The sequence below is a fragment of the Palleronia sp. THAF1 genome (assembly GCF_009363795.1).
Taxonomy (GTDB): Bacteria; Pseudomonadota; Alphaproteobacteria; order Rhodobacterales; family Rhodobacteraceae; genus Palleronia.
The window spans coordinates 1,729,694-1,751,009 of sequence record NZ_CP045420.1 but is presented as its reverse complement, the minus strand read 5'-3'; the positions used below and the strand labels follow the sequence as shown (position 1 = coordinate 1,751,009).

16 protein-coding genes and 3 pseudogenes are annotated in these 21,316 nt (G+C 63.0%); 10 read left to right on the top strand and 9 right to left on the bottom strand.

Annotated features, from left to right (window positions below):
* Window positions 1–2 precede the first annotated feature (2 nt).
* The 8 genes and pseudogenes from FIU81_RS08715 to FIU81_RS08680 form a co-directional block, all read right to left on the bottom strand.
* Window positions 3–980, bottom strand: coding sequence for an imelysin family protein (locus FIU81_RS08715; RefSeq protein WP_124111544.1), 978 nt, complete (start codon window positions 978–980; stop codon window positions 3–5).
* Window positions 980–2,554, bottom strand: coding sequence for a di-heme oxidoredictase family protein (locus FIU81_RS08710; RefSeq protein ID WP_172971435.1), 1,575 nt, complete (start codon window positions 2,552–2,554; stop codon window positions 980–982). The genes FIU81_RS08715 and FIU81_RS08710 overlap by 1 nt, the downstream gene beginning before the upstream one ends.
* 62 nt (window positions 2,555–2,616) lie before the next feature.
* Entirely contained in the window at window positions 2,617–3,873 is a 1,257-nt protein-coding gene (locus tag FIU81_RS08705) for an imelysin family protein (protein WP_124111543.1), read from the bottom strand.
* 544 nt (window positions 3,874–4,417) lie between these two features.
* Window positions 4,418–5,149: an amino acid ABC transporter ATP-binding protein gene (locus FIU81_RS08700; protein ID WP_124111542.1), complete on the bottom strand. Its 732-nt coding sequence runs from the start codon at window positions 5,147–5,149 to the stop codon at window positions 4,418–4,420.
* A complete protein-coding gene (locus FIU81_RS08695) occupies window positions 5,146–5,820 on the bottom strand; it encodes an amino acid ABC transporter permease (protein WP_124111541.1) in 675 nt (224 codons plus the stop codon). The genes FIU81_RS08700 and FIU81_RS08695 overlap by 4 nt, the downstream gene beginning before the upstream one ends.
* 8 nt (window positions 5,821–5,828) lie before the next feature.
* Window positions 5,829–6,599 carry an amino acid ABC transporter substrate-binding protein gene (locus FIU81_RS08690; RefSeq protein ID WP_124111540.1) on the bottom strand — a complete coding sequence of 257 codons (771 nt, stop codon included), beginning with the start codon at window positions 6,597–6,599 and terminating at the stop codon, window positions 5,829–5,831.
* A gap of 429 nt (window positions 6,600–7,028) precedes the next feature.
* A pseudogene (locus tag FIU81_RS08685) lies at window positions 7,029–8,010 on the bottom strand (IS5 family transposase).
* A 47-nt stretch (window positions 8,011–8,057) separates the two neighbouring features.
* Window positions 8,058–8,318, bottom strand: a pseudogene (locus FIU81_RS08680) (transposase); the annotation flags it as partial.
* A 496-nt stretch (window positions 8,319–8,814) separates the two neighbouring features.
* Between FIU81_RS08680 and FIU81_RS08675 the strand changes: the two are divergent.
* Both FIU81_RS08675 and FIU81_RS08670 read left to right on the top strand, forming a co-directional pair.
* Window positions 8,815–9,249: a hypothetical protein gene (locus FIU81_RS08675; protein WP_124113216.1), complete on the top strand. Its 435-nt coding sequence runs from the start codon at window positions 8,815–8,817 to the stop codon at window positions 9,247–9,249.
* 30 nt (window positions 9,250–9,279) lie between these two features.
* A pseudogene (locus tag FIU81_RS08670) lies at window positions 9,280–10,451 on the top strand (IS3 family transposase).
* A gap of 1,207 nt (window positions 10,452–11,658) precedes the next feature.
* Here the strand turns inward: FIU81_RS08670 and FIU81_RS08665 are convergent.
* Window positions 11,659–12,633 (bottom strand): alpha/beta hydrolase, encoded by a 975-nt coding sequence (locus FIU81_RS08665; protein ID WP_124113141.1) that lies wholly within the window; start codon window positions 12,631–12,633, stop codon window positions 11,659–11,661.
* Between the two features lie 18 nt (window positions 12,634–12,651).
* Between FIU81_RS08665 and FIU81_RS08660 the strand changes: the two genes are divergently transcribed.
* The 8 genes from FIU81_RS08660 to FIU81_RS08625 all read left to right on the top strand — a co-directional run bounded on the left by FIU81_RS08660 (window position 12,652) and on the right by FIU81_RS08625 (window position 21,311).
* Complete coding sequence (locus tag FIU81_RS08660) at window positions 12,652–13,251, top strand: TetR/AcrR family transcriptional regulator (RefSeq protein ID WP_124113143.1); 600 nt, start codon at window positions 12,652–12,654, stop codon at window positions 13,249–13,251.
* A 153-nt stretch (window positions 13,252–13,404) separates the two neighbouring features.
* Window positions 13,405–15,027 (top strand): flavin-containing monooxygenase, encoded by a 1,623-nt coding sequence (locus FIU81_RS08655; RefSeq protein ID WP_124113145.1) that lies wholly within the window; start codon window positions 13,405–13,407, stop codon window positions 15,025–15,027.
* Window positions 15,017–15,889, top strand: a complete 873-nt coding sequence (locus FIU81_RS08650) for a 3-hydroxyacyl-CoA dehydrogenase family protein (protein WP_124113147.1) — start codon at window positions 15,017–15,019, stop codon at window positions 15,887–15,889. Before FIU81_RS08655 ends, FIU81_RS08650 begins: the two co-directional genes overlap by 11 nt.
* Window positions 15,890–15,898: 9 nt before the next feature.
* Window positions 15,899–17,074, top strand: coding sequence for an acyl-CoA dehydrogenase family protein (locus FIU81_RS08645; protein ID WP_124113148.1), 1,176 nt, complete (start codon window positions 15,899–15,901; stop codon window positions 17,072–17,074).
* Between the two features lie 26 nt (window positions 17,075–17,100).
* Window positions 17,101–18,609, top strand: coding sequence for a long-chain-fatty-acid--CoA ligase (locus tag FIU81_RS08640; protein ID WP_124113149.1), 1,509 nt, complete (start codon window positions 17,101–17,103; stop codon window positions 18,607–18,609).
* Window positions 18,606–19,367 (top strand): nuclear transport factor 2 family protein, encoded by a 762-nt coding sequence (locus FIU81_RS08635; protein ID WP_124113151.1) that lies wholly within the window; start codon window positions 18,606–18,608, stop codon window positions 19,365–19,367. The genes FIU81_RS08640 and FIU81_RS08635 overlap by 4 nt, the downstream gene beginning before the upstream one ends.
* Window positions 19,364–20,122 (top strand): crotonase/enoyl-CoA hydratase family protein, encoded by a 759-nt coding sequence (locus FIU81_RS08630; protein WP_124113153.1) that lies wholly within the window; start codon window positions 19,364–19,366, stop codon window positions 20,120–20,122. The genes FIU81_RS08635 and FIU81_RS08630 overlap by 4 nt, the downstream gene beginning before the upstream one ends.
* Before the next feature lie 61 nt (window positions 20,123–20,183).
* On the top strand, window positions 20,184–21,311 hold the full coding sequence (locus tag FIU81_RS08625) for a C4-dicarboxylate TRAP transporter substrate-binding protein (protein WP_124113155.1): 1,128 nt from the start codon (window positions 20,184–20,186) through the stop codon (window positions 21,309–21,311).
* The last annotated feature ends 5 nt before the right edge of the window (window positions 21,312–21,316 follow it).

Genomic DNA, 21,316 nt, shown 5'->3' with positions numbered 1-21,316 from the left:
GCCTAGTCCCCGTCCGACGCGTTGAAGCCTGCCGAAACTCCCAGCGGTACGCCGATCTCATTCGCGATCGCAGGCAGGATCGCTCCCACGCGCTGTTGAAGGATCTCGACCCCAAGGCGACCGGCGGGATCGGTCACATCTGCCAGCAGCGGGTCGATACCATCGGCTTGCTCCAATGCCGCGGCGAAGGCGGCATCGGTATTCGGCGTCGGGACGTCGGCCAGCGCGGTGGCCAGATCGTGCGTCGCCTGAAGCGACAGGACGACGTTGCGCAGGGACCGGTCAGACCGGCGCGCCTCGGCCCGCTCGGGGCGTGGACGATCGAAGGTGCCGAGAGGTCGGCCAAGCCGTTGGTCTGCGATAAATTCAAGGCCGGTGGTCAAAGCGGTGTAGAACGCCTGCGCCGGTTCATCCTGCGACAGGAAGACGGTGTTTCCCTCTTCGCCCGCACCGCTGATGGCGGTTGTATAATTGTCGCGCCAGTCGGAACGCAGGGCCTTGGCCATCCGTGACAGATCGGACGTTACAGCTTGGGCGTAGGTGCAGGCATAAGACCCCTCTGCATAATCAGTCTCGTAGATCAGCCGTTCCAGAGCGAACAGGCCCCGTCCGGCGATCGAGACATCGGCGAACGCGTTCGGATCGGCTGCGATCGGGTCTTCATCATCCAGCATGCGATCCACGGTGTCGCGCACCATGCCGCGTTCGTCCGGCCAGAGGGCGATAGCCAAAGCGCGGCCATTCTGTTCCATCGGACCGAACCGCAAGTGACTGATGCCCATCCACGCGTCGAAGGCAACCTGATAGGCCGGACGTAACGCTTGCGCACTGCAATCGTCTTCCGCCGCTGCCGCAAGGTCCGCACTTGCGGATGCAAATTCGTCAAGAGCCGGCAGGACGTGCGTGTCGACCGCGTCTTTTATCCCCGCAAACGCAGGAGCGGCGAGGACGGCAAGGGCAACAAGGGTCGGGCGAAACATCACAGGCTCTCCAGAAAACGAACGAGGGCAGCGCGGTCTTCGGGCGGCATATCCACCACGGCATCGCGTGACTGCTCTGCCTCGCCACCATGCCATAAGATCGCCTCTAATAGAGAGCGGGCGCGCCCATCATGGAGGAAATAGGTGTGGCCGTTCACCTGCTCGGTGCGCCCGATCCCCCATAGGGGCGGCGTGCGCCATTCGCGCCCCGACGCGCGGCCTTCCGGTCGATCATCGGCAAGCCCGTCGCCCATATCGTGGAGCAGCAGGTCGCTGTAGGGCCAGATCAGCTGGAAGCTTTGCTCAGGCTGGTCCGACAAACGATGCGTGACGTGTTTCGGCGTGTGGCAGGACGTGCAGCCGGCCGTGTAGAACATCTCTTTGCCACGCAGAACGTCGGCATCGCCCGCATCGGGGCGTTCCGGCAGCGCGAGGTTGCGGCTGTAGAACGTCACCAGATCGAGCCCTTCGGCATCGACTTCCTGCCCCCGCGCATCGCCATCCCCGTGCGGCGCGGCAAGGCAGGCCGGTTGGCCGTCGGTGCAATCGCCGGCCGGCGTGTCGAACAGAGGGCTGGAGATGCCGATATCGCCTGCGAACGCGCTGGCAGACTGCTCTCGGATCGTCGGAGCACCGGCTTTCCAGCCAAAACGGCCCAGCATCGGGCGGTCATGCTCGAAGGACCAAACCACCTGCGCGCGCCCCGATATGCCATCGCCGTTCGCGTCTTCAGGATCGGCAGCCGCCAGCAGGTCGGCCGCGGGGATCGCTTCCAGAAGGCCCAGCCCGATCATCGGCGGTGCGACGCGGGGGCTGAGCATCACCTGGGGGTCGGGTGCGCCGTAGGCCGGATCGGCGATGGCGTAGCTGGGCGAGCGCAACTTGGCCATTTCCCCGCCGGACAGGGAAACGGCGATCTCTTCGTAGGTGATATCCATTCGCCCCTCGGCGGCGTGTCCGGCAACCGCGGTATCCTGCAACTGCCCGCCGTAAATCGGATCGGGGCTGGTGCGCGGTCCATTGTCGCCCGCCGACAGAAGGAACGCTTCGATCTTGCTTATCTCCGTATCCGGAGCTGTCGGAACGGACAGGCGCAGGAACATGGAGGTCTGGTCATCTTGTGGTCCCTCTGGCGGGTGGCCCCGACCATCCTTCAGGTGGCATCGCTGACAAGACCGCGCGTTGTACAGCGGCCCCAGACCGTCCGACGCCAAAGTGGACGACGGGGACGAGACCCAAAGCTTCTTGAACAGCCCGTTGCCGACCTGAAAGTTCAAACGCCGCTCTAGCGGCATGTTGCCAGAGGGTTGAGAGAAGGCATCCGCGTTGGTCCGCGCCCGGACGCTTGCAGCGCCACCCGGCTTCGCTTCGAAAGGTTCAGCCTGGTCGAAGCTGGTCGTGGGGGACAGCACATGCGCGACGCGCGCTGTTTCATCCGCGCTCCGTGGCACAATGTCCAGAAATGGCAGGGTCAGCTCGGGCGAGCTTTCGACCGTCGTATGCTGGGCCACGGCCGCAAACGCACCGAAGCAAAGCACTGACACCATCAACACGATGGGTTTGGGAAGAACCATATCGCGGTTTCCTGTCTCGATCGCGTCGGACCGGCCCGCCAAGGCGGACCGGTCAAGACCCCTTACTGGAATACCGCGTCAGGATCGTCGAGGCTGTCAGAGCTCTCGAAACCGATCTGATCGAGGTCCAGCGCGGACACGGCTCGCTCGATAGAGCGGGTCTGAGCGACCAGCGCATCGACGGCGTCCATGATCAGAGCCTCGCCCGCGTCGTTACCCCGCGCCAGCATCATGTCGTAGCTGAACCCTGCTTCTGCTGCGGCCTTGATCTGCGTCAACTCGATCATCGTGGCGTTCAGGTTTCCGCGCAGGTCCGCGTCGACATCCCGATCGGCCTCTGCCACCAAGTCGGACAGCGAGTCGCCAGACACCACCGTGCCGTCCACTCCGACGTATTCCCCGAAGTAGACGTTCCGGATTCCCATCCCGTCGTAGAAGTGGCTGTTGTGCGTGTTGTCCGAGAAGCAATCATGCTCTTCCTCGGGGTCGTTGAGCATCACGCCAAGCTTCATCCGCTCGCCGGCCTGCTCGCCGTAGGACAGAGAGCCCATTCCGGTGAGCATCGCGGCAAGGCCTGCATCTGCGTCCGACAGCACGGCGGCGCGCGCATCACCGTCTTCAGCCCACTGCTGCGCCATCCATTCCAGGTCAGAGACCAGCAGATCGGTAGCTGCCTTCAGGTATTCCGCACGCCGGTCGCAGTTGCCGTTGGTGCAGTCGTCGCCCGTGGCATAGTCGGTCCAGGCGCGATTGCCTGCGCCAGCTTCGGTACCGTTCAGATCCTGCCCCCAGAGCAGGAACTCGATGGCGTGGTAGCCGGTGGCGACATTCGCCTCGACCGCGTCAGCCTCGTGTAGCGTGCCTTCCAGCAAGGCGGGGGTGATCTCTGTCGCGTCGACGTTTTCTCCGGACAGGGTGAAGGTTGGATTGGCAATCACGTTGAGACCGGCGAACTGGTTTTCGTCGGTCGCCTCTCCGTCGCCTGCGGCCACGTAATCGATCAGCCCTTCGTCCAGCGGCCATGCATTCACCTTGCCTTCCCAATCGTCGACGATCGGGTTGCCGAAGCGGAACACCTCTGTCTGCTGATAGGGCACACGCGCGGCCAGCCACGCACTGCGCGCAGTCGTCAGACCTTCGGCGGACGGATCTTGAAGGAACGTCGCGATGGCGTCGGAGAGCCGCTTGGCGGCGGTCAGGCTATCCCCATAGGAGGCGGCGGCGATGTCGGCATAAGTCGTCACCACGCTCTCCTTGTCGGCGGCGAAAGCGGTGGTCGCGGTCAGGGCGCAGGCGGCGGTGGTCAGAAGAAGGCGCATTGGAGGTCCTTGGTTGGGATCGAAGTCGGTCTCGGTGCTTTGGATGTTAGGGTCATAGCGGATACAAAAAACCTGACTTATTCAGTCAGCTAATTCAAGCCCGATAATTTTAGTCGGGAAATTTGGTGGCGATGCTTCTTGTCTGACCTCGCCAACCAGTTGACCTCACCACACACGACATCTCGGAAAACAGATCAGGAAATATCGTCGGTCATCGACGCAGTACGACTGATCCTGAAAGTATGCTCGGCGCACCTGTCTCGCCCAGTTCTCCAGCCATACGGGCCGTCTTCCCATCAATCCCGCGTTGCTGATCCCCATGCTGATATTTGGTTCCCGCTTCGACACCCGGTCGGAGCTACGACTGTGTGAGGAGGTGAATTTGGCCCTCTTATGTTCGGCCAACGCGTTACCCGCCTCGGGCTAGGCCCGTATTCCGATCTTTCCTATCAGGGAGCGGGGGATGCGAAGTTGCCCAATGACGTTTCCACGGACCGAGACCTACCATTCTATGGCAAATCCGTTCCGCGTTCATGAAAGCCGGTCACGCGACGCGGCGCAGGAAACGTTTCAGCCGCTCGTCCTGCGGCGCATCAAGGACCGCTTGTGGGGGGCCGGACTCGACGATCCGGCCATTATCGATGAACACGATCCGATCTGCAATTTCGCGGGCGAACTGCATCTCATGCGTCACGATCAGCATGGTCTGGCGCTGCTCGGCCACCCGGCGCATGAGGTCGAGCACCTCGCCGACCCATTCGGGATCAAGCGCAGAGGTCGGCTCGTCGAACAGCATGAGATCGGCCCCGATGGCCATCGCCCGACCGATCCCGACGCGCTGTTGCTGCCCACCCGAAAGCGCTGCCGGATAGCTGTCCGCCTTCTCGGCCAGCCCGGTTTCCGCAAGGATGTCACGGGCGCGCTGCTCGGCCTCGGCGCGGGGGCGGCCCTGAACCGTGGTGAGCGCCTCCGTGATGTTCTCGACCGCCGTTTTGTTGGCAAACAGCGCGTAGTTCTGGAACACGAAGGACGTGGCCCGGCGCAAGGCAAGGATATCGCTCCGCGTGGCGCGGGCGGCATCGACGCGCACATCGCCGACCGTGATGGTCCCCGCATCCGGACGGTCAAGGAAGTTGAGGCAACGCAGCAGTGTCGATTTGCCGGTGCCGGACGGGCCGATAACAACGACCCGTTCACCATCGGCGATCTGCAGGTCGATCCCGTCGAGAACCGTCGTGTCACCGAAGCGTTTGGTCAGGCCCTGTAGGGAAATCATCGCGCGTAGGCCTTGTTGAGATAGGTCTCTAGCTGCTTCTGGCCTTGATTCAGCACTTCGACGATTACCCAATACAGGATCGCCACCACGAGGAACGCTTCGAAATACAGGAAGCTGCCGGATGCTTCCTTCTGCGTCGCGCCCATCATCTCTGTGACGCCCAAGGTGAACGCCAGCGACGTGCCTTTGATCATGTCGATGAAGTAGTTCACCAGCGTCGGCGCGGCGATCCGCCCGGCCTGTGGCAGTACGATCCGGCGCATCGTCTGCCCCTGTGTCATCCCGATGGATTGCGCAGCTTCCCACTGGCTGCGGTCGACCCCTGTGATCGCGGCGCGGATCGCTTCGGCCATGTAGGCCGAAAAGTGCAGCGTCAGCCCCATGATCGCCGCCGTCACGCCGTTGATCTGGGTAAGGAAGCCCACCACCTGCGGCAGCCCGTAGTAAAACAGGAACAGCTGTACGAGCAGCGGGGTGCCGCGGAAGAAGCTGATGAACAGCACCACCAGCCAGTCCAGTCCCGGTACGCGGATCACACGCTCCACGGCCAGAAGCGACGCCAGCATCAGTGCGCAAACCATGGCCACCGCCGCCATGAACAGCGTCAGCGGCACGTAGCCCAGGATCACGGGCACCAGCCCCACCATATAGTCAAGGTCAAGTGCCCGCATGGATCAGGTCAGTCCGAGCTGGCTGCAGAGGTCGTGATATCGCTGTCGAACCACTTCTGCGAGATTTCGGACAGGGTGCCGTCTTCCCGGAGCGCGGCCAAAGCCTCATCCACCCGATCCCGCATCGCGCGCCCGTCTTCATCGTCGCGGAAGGGCAGGGCGTTCCGAATTTCAGAAAACGGCTCACCCGCCAGTTGCAGCGGCAGCGGGCTTTCCTGGATCACCTGTGCCGAGGAGACGCGGTCCATCACGAAGGCATCGACACGGCCAAGCGCGGTGTCCTGCTCGATGTTGGACTCGTAGGTGCGGATGTCGATCTCTTCGGAGTAGGGCAGATCGCGCAACAGCTGCTCGAAGTTAGAGCCAAGATTGACGGCCACGGTCCGCCCCTTCAGGTCCTCGACCCCACCGATCTCATCGTTGCCGTCGCGCGTCACGACTTGGGCGCCGTCGATCACATAGGGCTCGGTGAAAACAAACGCCGCTTCGCGCTCGGGCGTGATGGTGATCTGGTTGGCGATCGTATCGATCCGTCCCGCCTGCAACGCACCGATTAGGCCAGAAAACGACATCGTCTCGAAGGATATATCCAGCCCGGCCTGTTCGCCGACCGCATTCATCACGTCCACTTCGAAGCCCTGCAGTTCGTCCTGCTGCACGAAGGTGAAGGGGAAATAGCCGCCCGACATCCCGACCTGAAGCGTGTCCGCCTCTTGCGCCACGACTTCGCCCGATAGACCCGCGGTGGCAATCGCGGCGGCAATAACCGTTCTCAACATCATAAAACTCCTGCTGGCGTTGGATTATGGATCTGTCGTCGGGCCGCGTCCCTATCAATGGATATTGCAGAACTAAGGCAGATGTTCCGGTAGTGAGTGTTGGCCGGAACGTCGTTCGTCGCAGCGGGATATTCTTGGACTATCGTTTAAAGCCAACCCGATGTCCCGGGTCATCGGACCCTTCCGCACAAGTCAGCTGTGGGACAAGGCTCGCCTTTCCCCAGACAAACCGATCTCAAGGTTTTTGGGACAGGGATGGCTCTAATGCCGTCGGGGAGCGGTCACATCATCAATGCCCTTTGGCTGCGACAAAAGCACTCTGAGGGAAAGGTAAAAGGCCAAGATGCTGACAATCCAACACCGCCGCTTGAAACAGACTCTGTTGCACAAATCGACTGACGGGCAAGCTTCCCCTTTCCCCGGACGCACTTATCCCACGGCCTGTGTGACGGGTATGCCGAGCGCGGTGAAACCGTTCATGACGGCGATACGAACCTGAAGCTCGGCGACCTGACGGTCTGGGTCACGTGCCATCAGCCGTGGGCCCAGCAGCTTCATGCCGTGCATCTTCGTCTCGACGCGACTTCGGCGGTGGTAGCCACTCCATTTCCGCCAGAGCGCTCGGCCGAGGTATTTCGATGCGCGGAGGGCCTCGTTGCGCGCAATCGCGCCAGCCGTGTCCGGCTTCCAGGGTTTGGCGTTCTTGCGGGGCGGAATGACAGCGGCAGCGCCCCGGTCGGCGATGGCATTGTGGCACTTTCGGGTGTCGTAGGCGCCGTCCGCAGTGACGCTGCCGATCTCCTGGTCGGGCGGGATCTGGTTGAGCAATTCGGGCAGCATGGGCGCATCGCCGATGTCGCTGCTGGTGAACTCGACTGCCCGAATTTCCAGAGCTTTCTCGTTAATCCCGAGGTGAACCTTGCGCTACACACGGCGTTTGGCGCCGCCATGCTTGCGGGCATTCCATTCCCCTTCGCCCTCGACCTTGATCCCGGTGCTGTCCGCTGCCCGGCAGGGTCATGCGAAGTATGATCCCGAGAGGGGATCAGAAGGTGCAGCGGTCCCTCCGACCCACGATAAGGTATGCTCACGTCCAGTGTCTTCTGACGGCGGGACAGCGTGCTGAAATCCGGCACCGTCCAGTCCAGCCCGCTCAGTTGCAGGAGGCTTTCGACAAAGCCGGTTGTCTGCCGGAGGGCCAAGTCGAACAGCACTGTAATCGTCAGGCAGGTCTGGATAGCACGATCGCTATACGTCCGCTGCCGGCCGCGCTTGCCCGTCGGAGTCGCCTCCCATGTCATCTCGGGATCAAACCAGATCGTCAGCGAGGTCGCGAAGCGATGCGCTTGAGCGCTTCGTTATAGGCCGCCCAGTTCTTGATCTTGTAGCTCGGGGGTGTCGGTCTGCTCATAATCGCCAGCTATCACGCTGGATTCACGAGATGAATCCCCAACCCGATTTGCGCAACAGAGCCTCCTTCATCGCCGCCGAGTCCAGCATCTGTTCCGCCAAGAGCTTCTTCAGCTTGGCGTTCTCATCCTTAAGCGCCTTCAGCCGCTTGACCTCAGACACCGCCATGCCGCCGAACTTAGCTTTCCAGTCGTAGAAAGTGCCTTCCGACATGCCGTGCTTGCGGCACAGGTCCGCGCACTTCGGGCCCGCCGAGTGTTCGGCCAAGATGCCGATGATCTGTTCGTCGCTGAATCTCGTTCGCTTCATTGTCCGTCCTCAGGTTGGGCCGGACTCTAATCGACGGTGGAGGAAAAATCCCGTGGCAGGTCAGACCTGCAGTTGCTCATGAGATCAGTCTGTGTGACACTGTTACAGAAAACTGTAGCACAGCGGTCCGACGTATGTTTTAACTTCGTGTGATCTCAGTGACTTGCGCGTTGTAAGAATTTCGCTCCGATCCCTACCGCCGGAGCCATTTCCCGCGTAAGTCCCCGAAAAGGCGGGTAAAGCCGTTCAAAGGCTTCGGGATGTGGCATAGCTGCGTGGCATCCCAGATCTCTGCGTTCGTCTGTCTTGCTAGGAAGCGGACCGCACCATGCTGGCTCAACCTCATCTTTTTCGTCGTGGGAACGTGTATCACTGGCGGCGTCGCCTGCGTTGGCAATCCACAACTTTGGCGGATATCAAGCTCTCCTTGAGGACGACAAACCTGCGTCGAGCGTCTATTCTGGCGCGAAGGGTCAGCGCGGAGAGCGATGCAATCATGAACCAGATCGTCGGACAGCGGATCTCTGTGGATGAGGGCCGAAAGTGGCTCGCCAACGTCGTGGAAACCGAACGCCGCAAGATCGAAACGCTTCAGATTTTAGAGCGTACCGACAGTTTGTCTCCGGAGGATGATCGCCGGCATAACGTCACGATGCGCGATGCATGGGCGTTTCTTGCGAACCAAGATCTGAAGGCTGATACCACCGAGCTCGGAGACGGGCTATTGGCCCGAAATGTCGAGATACTCACGCAGAATCTGGCGAGTGATCCGCGCCGCACCAGCATTGTTCGGAATTTCGAGGCCCTTACCGGCCGTGAGGAACGCTCTGCCCTCGGCTTCCTCGAATTGTTGGACGCGTGGATTACTGGCAAGTATACGGCCTGGCAGGAAGCATTCTGGACCTGTCGCGGTTTGATGCCGCTCCTTTGATAGCATTCACTGCACTAAGGGAGACTGACTATGGGACTGAAACGGACGGACGAATTTTGCAAGGATGCGGTGCGCATAGCGCTGACAAGCGGGTTAACGCGTAAGCAGGTGGCTGATGATCTGGGCGTCGGGATGTCGACGCTGAACAAATGGATCACAGCTCATCGAGACACGGATGTGGTGTCGAAAGAGGATTTGGGGCTGGCCCAAGAGAATGACCAGCTTCGGCGCGCGGTTCGCATCCTCAAGGAGGAGCGGGACATCCTAGAAAAAGCAACGCAGTTCTTCGCGAGCCAAAAGCCGTGAGGTTTAGGTTCGTCGAAGAACACCGGGACACATTTCCGGCAGCGATCTGATATGGTGACGGTGGCGCACATCAAAGAGCAATCCCGTCTCAGCCTGGGCAGCTATGGTCGCCCACGAATGACCGACGAGCTCAAGGGAATTGGACTGGATATAGGCCACCGCCGCGTTGGCAGATTGATGCGCCAGAACGGCACATCGGTTGTGCGCACACGCAAACACAAAGTGACCACGGACAGCGACCACAAGTTCAACATCGCGCCGAACTTGCTGGATCGAGACTTCGCTGCCAAACGCCCCAACCAGAAATGGGCTGGTGACATCAGCTATATCTGGACGCGAGAGGCCTGATTGTATTTGGCACTCGCCATTGTCCTCGGACCGATGGCGGACAAAGGCTCGTTCCTGAATCTGCATTCCCGGCGGGTCATCGGTTGGGCCCCCTCTCGGGATCATGCTGTGCATGACCCTGCCGGGCAGCGGTACAGCAATCGGATGAAGCGAGACCTGGCAATTCGGGCGCTGAACATGGCCATCGCATTCACAACACCGCCCGCGGGCTGCATCCATAACACCGATCGCGGCAGCCAATACTGTTCTCACGACTATCAGAAGATCCTGCGCCAGCATGGCTTCCAAGTCTCGATGAGCGGCACGGGTAATTGTTATGACAATGCCGCCCCCTCTCGGGATTTTGCGCAGCAAAACTCTGCCGGGCAGTAGTAAAGACGTTCTTCAAAACCATCAAAGCAGAGCTGATCTGGCGGGAGACATGGGAAACAAGGCGGCAAGCCGAAATTGCGATCTTCGAATACATCAACGGCTTCTACAATCCACGTCGCCGCCACTCAGCACTGGGCTGGAAAAGTCCCGTCGCCTTCGAACGAAAGGCGGCCTAAACGAGCACTTGGGGCGGCACAAAAGCGTGACAGGTCCACAAAGGCGTCGAGATAGGTCCGAACGTCGCTTTTAGTGAGGGTTCCGCTTTCCATACCCTCATACATCCGCTCAGCCGTGTTTGAGACAAGGGCGCCCAGCCGCCTTGCTGTGGACAACTCTCGCGTCCGCAAGCTGATCTGCATCATTCCTGTGGATTGTGTGTCCGACCGTGTAGAGCACCGCCGACGCCAGATATAAACCGCGCCCCGACGACTGCCATGCGTGATCTTCCCCATCGTCGTCTCCTTGAAGAGACCGAAAGGACGACCCGAAAACCTCCGTGTGACGCAGGGGTGTAAAGCACACGTGTGTCGCACTGCAAATCCGATTCCCTGCTGCGGCAGAGTTTCGGTTCGAATTTAACGGCTTACGACGAAGTTGGCTGGGGTGGTAGGATTCCCAGCGAAGGTTCGAGCATAACGAAGATACTAGAACGCTCATTAAAACAGAAATCTGTCTGCTATATCTAGAAATATGTGTCGCAGTGCCGTTCGCAGTCAAGAGGGAAGGTGGGCAGACAGGTTCAAGAGCAGATCGGAGGGATGGCTCAGGATATCTGAAGCCTCCACGGGAAAAGTTGATGCTCTTCTGAAAAATTGGATCGACGATGCATGATGCGCACCGAGGAGAAGGGTCGAGGTCAATATGCGCCGCACCATCAACATCGGGATAGAGTCGGGCGTCAGGCGCTCTGTGCAGCGGACACTCCGGGCCTGAGCCCGCATGCTTCCGCACCCTGAAGGGGTTGTCTTTCACGATCTCGCTGCGCGCGCGGGTCGCTAAGTTTCAATTCGACGCTGTCATGACCCGGCACGCGACCTCGTCCGGCAAGCGTGGCAGGCCGCAGACCGTCTCGGATCCGTCGGTCCAGGCATGCCTGATGATAAAGGTAGAGGGCATCCAAGAAGCGGGCCAGTTGCCTATCTCAGGTCTGAACGGGCGGACTCTTAGGCCTGGTCGGCTTGAGACACCGACCGTCAGGCAACCACACCAAGGCCCTACGTACATCGCGGCCGAGGCTCGCCGGTTTCATTTGGGCCGATCCCCGGTCCGAAAGCGCCAGATCTCGTTGCTGGTTTCGACGATGTCACGGTGATGGTGACCTGCCAAATAACTTCCATCCAGTCGCTATCGAAGCCTGATTAGAGTTACTCGGCTCAAGAGTTCTCACACTGCCCCATGGGACATTACTGTGGCTCCCAAAGAGTCGAATAGTGCCATCTCATGGCTCTTCCAGACATCGTATGCCATTGGCAGATTGAGGAAGCCGTGAGCCATGTCCGGCGCCTCTAATAAAGTCGATTTGACGTTGAGATCCGACAGATGGTCGTGCAAGCGCGTCCCATCGTTTCGCAGCGGGTCGTGGCCAGCCACAAGGATATGAGTTGGCGGGAATGTGTGAAGTGGCGCCTTCTCGAAGGGAGGGGCGATATCGAATGGCGCATGGCACGTCCAGAACCAGCGCATGGCCTCGGTAGTCAGGATCGGTCCGCCAGCATTGGTGACGTGGCTCTGTCCGCTGCACGATGGATCGAGCGCCGGGTAGATCAGTCCAAGCCCCGCGGGTGTCGTCCCGCGGTCCACCAAACGACAGGTCTCTAGGAAAGCGAGATATCCACCCGCACTGTCTCCGCAGAGTATCAGACGGTCCGCGGTTACTGTCGTTTCGAAGAAGCCTTCAATCAGCGCATCGGTGACCAGGCCGACATCCGTTTCCGCAGCCGGAAAGGGCGCTTCAGGCGACAGCCTATACCCGACAGAGACGACTTTTGCGCCGGTGCGCGACGCCATGCGGCGACATAGTCCGTCATGGGTATCGAGCGAGCCCCAGACGAAGCCGCCGCCATGATAGAAGACGATCACGGACGATGAGGAAATGTTTGAAGGATGGTATAGACGCACGGGCACCGGGGTGGCGGCGTCGACGATGGTGTCCTCGACGCGAGCCATGTCGGGGCGTGGCCCCGTGCTCATCGCGGCATTCGCGGCCTTGCGGATGGCCGCGAAGGGAACGGTCGGCGGCGGGACGCGGACGGTCATTTTCGGATCTGCGGCGATCGGGGTGAGGGCAGGATGCAACGACATGGCCTTATGGTATAGTAAAAAATAATACTTGCCAGTAGTCTGGTGCGAAAGCCGCATTACAAGAGGAATACGCCCATGAATCGGGTCAAGGACGAGGTTGCCGCGCTCAAGCGCGCGCGGATAATCGATGCAGCGACACAACTGTTCTACGAACGCGGTTACGCAAATACCAAGCTCGATGACGTGGCTGAGCTGCTTGGCGTGACCAAACCGTTTCTCTATTCCCACGCCGGCAACAAGGCAGCGCTTCTCGAGCAGGTCAGCGCGATCGGCATACGACGCGCGATTCTTGCCTTCGACGAAGCTGACGCGCGGCAGAGCGGGCCAGCAGAGACCCTGCGCTATTTCATTCCCAGATACCTCACGGCAATCCTCGAGTCGCAGCGAAGCATCGCGATCAACATCCGTGAGGAGAAGAACCTCGAGCCGGCGGCCGCCGAGCGGCTGGGTGAGTTGCGCCAGTCTTTCATGATGCGCGTCGAAGCCTTGCTGGAGCGCGGTCTGACGAATGGCGAGATCAACGTGCCCGACGCCCGGATCGCGGCCTATGCGCTCGTCGGGGCGGTCAGCTGGACGACATTCTGGTTCAAACCGGGCGGTACGCTTTCCGTCGAAGAGGTGTCGGATCGCATGACCCGCATGTTCGTCACGCTCGCGCGACCCGAAGCGCAATAGCGGAATAAATGCAATATCTTCAGAGTTCTAGAGCGCACGGCGTGACGCTCTGAGACTTGCTGACGTCAGCTTTCTACTTAGGATCTTGATTTATACCCGTAAGTATATACTGTTATCCTCAGCAAGTCGGGGTCCCCCCGACAGGGAGGAAGCATGCAGACGCGCGATGTCATCGTCGTGGGTGCCGGTCTGGCCGGGCTCAGGGCGCTCTACAGCCTTCGGGAAGCCGGGTTCGACGTGACCGTTCTGGAGGCCTCGGACGGGATCGGGGGCGTCTGGCATCACAATCGCTATCCCGGCGCGCGCTGCGACGTGGAAAGCTACGATTACTCCTACAGCTTCTCCAAGGAGCTCGAGCAGGAGTGGCGATGGACCGAGCGCTATCCCACGCAGCCCGAGATCCTGCGGTACATCAACCATGTCGCCGACCGCTTCGATCTGCGCTCGGGGGTCGAGCTGAACGCCCGCGTCACCTCCGCCATCTATGACGAGGACGCTGCCGTCTGGCGCATCGAGACCGAAGACGGACGCAGCTATGCTGCGGGCCGGATAATGCTGTGCCTGGGGCAACTCTCGGCGCCCAAGCTGCCCGAGTACCCCGGTCAGGACCTTTTCGCCGGCGAGACGATTACCAGCGCCGAATGGCCCCGCGACCGAGAGGTGTCCTTTGACGGCAAGCGGGTGGGCATCATCGGCACCGGATCGTCCGGCATGCAGATGACGCCGCTGATCGCCCAATCGGCCGCCCATGTCACGGTCTTCCAACGCACGGCCAATTACTCGGTGCCCGCGGCGAACGCGCCTCTGACCGAGGACGAGGACCGCCGCGTCAAGGAAAGCTACGAAGAGCGGCGCCAGCTGATGCGCAACTCGCCGACGGGCCTCGGCTTCAAGCCCGGCAAGATCAAGACGCTGGAGGTCAGCGACGCCGAGCGCGAGAAGGCCTTCGAGGAGGCCTATCATCGTCTCGGTTTCGGCTTCGCGCTGACCTATCCCGACATTCTTCTGGACGCGAACGCCAACGCGAAGGCCTCCGAGTTCCTGCACCGCAAGATCGGCGCGCGTGTCGACGATCCGGTGACCCGCGAGAAACTGATCCCAGACACCCACAAGTTCGGCACCCGCCGCCCGTCGGTGGACAGCGGCTATTTCGAGGCGTTCAACCGCGAGAACGTCACCCTCGCCGATATCCGAGCGCATCCGATCACCGAGTTCACCGAAAGCGGCATCCGCACCGAGGATGCGTTCCACGAGCTCGACATGGTGATCTATGCCACCGGCTTCGATGCGCTGACTGGCGCGCTCTTCAAGCCGGATATCCGCGGCCGGGACGGCGAGCTTCTGCGTGACAAGTGGGGGCAGGGGCCTCTGACGCATTACGGGCTCGGCACCGCTGGGTTCCCCAACATGCTGATCGTCGCCGGGCCCGGAAGCCCCTCGGTCCTGTCGAACGTGATCGTCTCGATTGAGGAGCAGGTGGACTGGATGGTCGCGATGCTCTCGGACCTGCGGGATCGCGGCATCGCCGAGTTCGAGGTCACGAAAGAGGCCGAAGAGGCCTGGACCTCCCATGTGCAGGAGCGCGCGCAGGAGACGCTCTACATGACCGCCGACAGCTTCTACAACGGCGGCGAGGTGAAGGGTAAGCCGCGGGTCTTCATGCCCTATTCGGGCGGCGTGCGCGCCTACCGCCGTCTCCTGATTGAATGCGCCGAGCAGGATTACGCCGGGTTCGCCCTGCGCCCCGAACCCGCGGAGGCTACCCATGACGCCTGAGGCGCAGCGCATCGCGGTGGTCGGCGGCGGCACCATGGGGGCGGGCATCGCCTATGTCTTCGCCATGGCGGGCTTTGAGACGACCCTTGTCGAGCCGGACGCCGGCCGAGCCGAGGAAGCCCGCGCGACCATGCAAGGCGCGGCGACGGCGGCGATCCAGCGCAGCAAGGTGGAGGCCGAGGTGGCCAACGCCTGGCTGTCCGCGATCACGATACTGCCCGCCGCCGCGGATCTGCCCGAGACCCTCGATCTGGTGATCGAGACCGTGCCCGAGCAGCGCGCCCTGAAGGACCGTGTGTTGGCCGAGATCGCCACGCGGCGCCCGCGTCTCATCGCGACGAACACCAGCGCGCTCAGCGTCGACGACCTGTCGGGCGCGGTGGGCGATCCGGCGGCCTTCCTGGGCATGCATTTCTTCAACCCCGTCTGGTCCCTGAAGCTGGTCGAGATCGTGCGCGGCGCGGCCACCTCGGATGCGGCACTGGCGCAGGCCGAGGCCTTCACGGCCGCCATCGGCAAGGTCTCTGCGGTGGTCGCGGACGCGCCGGGCTTCGCGACGAGCCGCCTCGACCTGATCCTCGCCATCGAGGCGATGCGCATGGTCGAGGACGGTGTCGCTTCGCCGGCGGACATCGACCGCGCGGTGACGACCGCCTACCGCCATCCGATGGGGCCGCTGCGGCTCTCGGATGTGGTGGGGCTCGACGTGCGGCTCGACATCGCCACCCACCTCGACAAGGCGCTCGGCCCGCGTTTCGCGCCGCCGCAGCTTCTGAAGGACATGGTCTCGCGCGGCGATCTGGGTCGCAAGTCGGGCCGGGGTTTCTACGATTGGGCCGCCGAGGCGGCAGACAAGGCATAAGGAAAGGACATGGGCACGATCTTCTCGACAACCCTCGTGGATACCGCAGACCATCACGCGATGCTGCGCGACAGCGTCGGCAAGCTGGTCGGCGGCTTCGGACGCAAGTATTTCCAAGACGTCACCAAGCGCAACGGCAAGCCCGAAGAGCTGTGGAACGCGCTCGGCGAGGCAGGTTTCCTCGGGGTGCATGTCGATGAGAAATACGGCGGCGGCGGCGGCGGCATGGCCGACTACAACGTCATCGTCGAGGAAACGGCGGCGCAGGGCTGCCCGATCTTGAGCCTGGTCATCGGCTCGATCTGCGCCCCGATCATCCAGGGCCACGCCAGCGATGCGATGAAAGACGAGTGGCTGCCGGGCTTGGCCAGCGGCAAGAAGCGCCTCGCCTTCGCCATCACCGAACCCAACGCCGGATCGAACACGCACAAGGTCTCGACCATCGCGCGCCGCGACGGCGACGGCTGGACGCTGAACGGCCAAAAATACTGGACCTCCGCGGTGGACGAGGTGGATGCCATCATGGTCGTCGCCCGCGGCGAGAAGCTGGACGAAAAGGGCCGCGGCAAGCTGTCCCTCTTCCTCGTGCCGGTGGACGCCGAGGGCATCCGCAAGACGCCCATCGAGACGGCCCTGCAAGTGCCCGAGACGCAATTCATGCTGTGGTTCGATGACGTGAAACTGCCCGCCGACGCGCTGGTCGGGGAGGAGGGAAAGGGCCTAAAGCATCTCTTTGCGGGCCTGAACCCCGAACGGATCTGCGCCTCCGCCATCAACAACGGCATCGCGCGCTACGCCATCGAGAAGGGCGCGGCCTACGCCGGGGACCGCAGCGTCTGGGACGTGCCCATCGGCGCGCACCAGGGTGTCGCGCATCCCCTTGCTGAGGCCTACGTCGGCGTCCAGCAGGCCCGTCTGATGACGGCGCGGGCGGCGGTTCTCTACGATGAGGGCTCGCCCGAAGCCGGCGAGGCGTCCAACATGGCAAAATTCGCCGCCGCCGACTCGTCGCTCAAGGCGCTTGATCAGGCGATCCAGGTCCACGGCGGCAACGGCCTCGCGCTGGAATACGGGCTGGCCGACCTGTGGTTCATCGCCCGCCTGCACAAGACGGCACCCGTCAGCCGCGAGATGGTGCTCAATTTCTTTGCGCAGCACTCTCTGGGGCTGCCGAAGAGCTACTGATCGGGCGCCTTGGGAGGGGTATCGAGATGGAGACATTCGCAAGCATCCTGCGCCGCCATGCCGCCGAGCGGGGCGATGCCGCCGCGCTGACGTTTCAGGGCAGGACCGAAAGCTTCGCCGAGCTGGACCGCGCCAGCTCCCAGCTGGCAAACGCCATGGCGACGGCCGGGGTCAAGGCCGGCGACCGCGTCGGGGTCCTGTCGAAGAACCGCGCCGAATTCTTCCACGCGATCATCGCCGCCTCGAAGGTCGGGGCGACGCTGGTGGGTCTCAACTGGCGTCTGTCCAAGCGAGAGATCGCCGAGATCATGGCCGATGCCGACCTCTCGCTGCTTTTCGTGGACGAGACCGGCGCGGACCTCGCGCCGGAAAATCTATCCCTCGAAATCATGCGCTTCGGAGGCAATCTTGATGCAATACTTCAAGATGAAAGCGAAGCCGATCCGGGGCATGAGGGCCGCCCCGAGGAGATCGCGCTGATCCTCTACACCTCGGGCACCACGGGTCTGCCGAAGGGGGCGATGCTGTCCAATGCCGCGATGTCCTACACGGCCCAGCTGGCCGAGGCCTGGGGCATGGGCCCCGAGAGCGTCAACCTCGTCGCGATGCCGCTGTTTCACATCGGGGGCTGCGGCTACGGCTCGTCCACGCTTTTCGCGGGCGGGCACACCGTCCTGATGGCGGATGTGGATGTGGGGACGATCCTCGATCTGATCCCCGAGCACCGCGTGACGCACACCTTCCTCGTGCCGGCGGTCGTTCAGATGATGCTGAATTCCGACGGTCTGGATGGGAGCGATCTGAGCTCGCTCCAGCTTTTGATGTACGGTGCCTCGCCGATGGGCGACGTGCTTCTGCGCAAGGCCATGTCCGCGATGGACTGCGGGTTCATGCACGCCTACGGCATGACCGAAAGCGCGGGCACCGTAGTCGTGTTGCCCCCCGAGAGCCACGATCCCGAGGGGCCGAAGGCCAGACTTCTGAAATCCTGCGGCCGGGTCCTGCCATGGGTCGAGTTGCGCGTCGTCGCGCCGGGGTCGGACGAAGATGCGGCGGCGGGCGAGGTCGGCGAGATCTGGCTGCGCTCCCGGATGCTGATGACCGGTTACTGGAAGAACGCCTATGCGACGGCTGACGCGATCACCGAGGGGGGCTGGTTCCGCACGGGAGATGCCGCCTACCTCGACGAGGAGGGGCACATCTTCCTTTTTGACCGATACAAGGACATGATCATTTCGGGCGGCGAGAACATCTACCCTGCCGAGATCGAGAACGTGTTGAACGGTCACGATGCCGTGGCGCAGGTGGGCGTCATCGGCGTGCCGCACGAGAAATGGGGCGAGACGCCGCTGGCCGTGGTCGTTCTGAAGGACGGCACCGAGGCCGCGCCGGCCGACCTGATCGCCTACACCCGAGAGAACCTTGCGACCTACAAGTGCCCGACCCGGATCGAGGTCGTGGACAGCCTGCCGCGCAACGCCTCCGGCAAGCTGCTCAAGCCCGAGTTGCGCCGCCTCTACGGGGCGTCCGCATGAGCCCGGCGTTGTCCCTCGTGCGGTCTTGGGTGCAGGGCTACTTCAACGGGCATGATCCGTCAGTCGCGCGTCAGATCTGCGCCCGCGGCTACACGCTGTCCATCGGCGACGTGGCTTTCTCGGGGCGCGACAACGCATGGTTGCCCGCCGTCGATGTGCAGATGCGCGACTATCCCGGCCTGTCGATGACGGTGCATGAGGCGCTGACGGGAGACGACTGGACGGCCCTGTGGTTCAGCGAGCACGGCGAGCGTGACGGCACCAGCGCCGCGTGGTCCGGTGTGTCGATCTACCGCCGGACCGGCGATGTCTTGACCCGGTGCATCGCGCAGGAGGATTACTTCACCCGCCGCCGCCAGCTGAAATCTGGCAAGCCCGACCGCATCGACCGCGCCGCCGTTGCCCCCTGGGACGTGACGCCGGGGGCGGCCGATCCCGAGGCCGAGGCGGTGGTGGCGCAATGGCTCGAAGGGGGCTGGCCGCGGCCAGACGTGCGCTGCGACGACGAGCACCTGACGGGCGAGCGCGTCACCTTCGAGGTGGACGTGACCGACGTGCTGGAAATGCGCTCGGTCGGCGAGACGGTGGCCTTCGCGGTGCGCCAATCGGGCACCTTCCTCGGCGGATTGCCGGGCGCGGTGCCGGGACCCGATTTTATCGACGTGAACGGCATCGTGCATGTGCGCGGCGGGCGTGTGGTCTCGGGCCGTGTTATCCGCGACCGGATGGGCCTGCGCGCCCGGAGGCGGCGGCTGTGAGCGTGCATCTCGACACCGAGGGCGGCATCCTGACCGTCACCATCGACCGCCCCGCGCGGCGCAACGCCATCGACCGGGCGACCTCCGCGGCGATCGCCGCCGCCATGGACCGCCTCGACGCCGAAGACGACCTGCGGGTCGGTATCCTGACGGGGGCGGGCGGACAGTTTTCGGCCGGCATGGACCTCAAGGCCTTTCTCGCCGGCGAGCGGGTGGAGCTACCGGGCCGGGGCCTTGCGGGCCTCATCCGCACACCGCCCGAGAAACCCCTGATCGCGGCCGTCGAGGGCAACGCTCTGGCGGGCGGGTTTGAGATTGCGCTGGCTTGCGATCTGATCGTGGCGGCCCGCAGCGCCCGCTTCGGCCTGCCGGAGGCCCGGCGCGGACTGATTGCAGGCTCGGGCGGTCTGGTCCGTCTTCCCCAACGGATCCCGCCGCAGATCGCGATGGAACTGGGCCTGACCGGACGGATGATGGACGCCGAAGAGGCCGAACGCTGGGGTCTCGTCAACCGGCTGACGGAGAAGGGCGGCGCGCTGGACGGCGCGCGCGCGCTTGCGGCGGAGATCGCAAGCAACGCGCCCCTCTCTGTCGCCGCGACCAAGCGGATGGTCTCACAGTCGCCGCGCTGGCCCGAGGAGTCCGTCTGGGACCGCCAGGACGCGGAACTGGAGCCCGTCATCAATTCCGAGGACGCTCGCGAGGGGGCGGCGTCCTTCACCGAGAAACGCGAGCCGGTCTGGAAGGGCCGCTAGCGTCCATGAACCGCGCAAGCGGACAACGGGGCCGAGACGGCCCGATAAGGGAGGAACGACAATGAACATCCGACAGACCATGCTGGCCAGCGTCGCCGGCGCCGCGATTGCCCTGTCCGCAGGGGCAGCCATGGCCGAGACCGTCCGCATCGTGATCGGCGTGCCCGACGGATCGGGCGCCCACTACGGGATCGAGAAATTCTCGGAGGATCTCGCCGCGCGCACTGATGGCGATCTGCGGGTCCGCGTCTTTCCGCCCTCGCTTCTGGACCTGCGCCAGACTTTCGGCGGCATCCGCGACGGGGTCGTCGACGGTGGTTACATGGTGCTGAACTATTTCCCGGCCGAGCTGCCGCAGGCGCAACTGCCCATCGAGATGGCGATGCTGGGCCAGAATCCCTACGCCATGGCCGGCGCGATGAGCGAATACATCCTGACCTGCGACGCCTGCATCGAAGAGCGTCTGGCGGCGAACATGGTGCCGCTCGGCAATGCCTCGACGGGCGCCTATGCGATCCTCGGCACCGCGCCAATGACCACTGAGGCCGAGCTGCAGGGCAAGAAGCTGCGCGCCGCCGGCGGTGCCTGGTCCCGCTGGGCGGCGGCCATGGGCGCCGTGGGGGTCAGCCTCTCGGGCAACGAGATCTTCGAGGCCGTTAGCCAAGGCACCATCGACGGGGCTATGAACGCGCCGTCCGAGCTCAGCTCGATCCGCCTGATCGACGTGGCGACCAATGTGACCACGAACATGCCGGGCGGCACGGTCCACGGTCTCGACCTGATGAGCGTGAACCGCGACTTCTGGCGCGGCTTGACCGATGCGCAGCGCCGGGCCTACATGGACGCCGCCGCGCTGGCCAATGCCGCGACGACGTGGAAGTTCGCCGATGACGTGGCCAGCAACCTCGAAATGGCCAAGGCGCAGGGGATCACGGTGTCCGAGGCCTCCCCGGAGGCGAAGGCGATGTCCGATCAGGTGATTCAGGACGATCTGTCCAACATCGCCCAGATCGCGGCCGAGACCCATGGTCTCGACGATGTCGACACCAAGATCGCCCGGTTCCAGGAGCTGGTGACGAAGTGGGAGGGCCTTCTGCCCCTCGACCGTGACTGGAGCCCCGAGGAGATCGCCGAAGTCTACCGCGCCGAGATCTTCTCAAAGCTCGACGAAACCACCTACGGACTGTGAGGGGC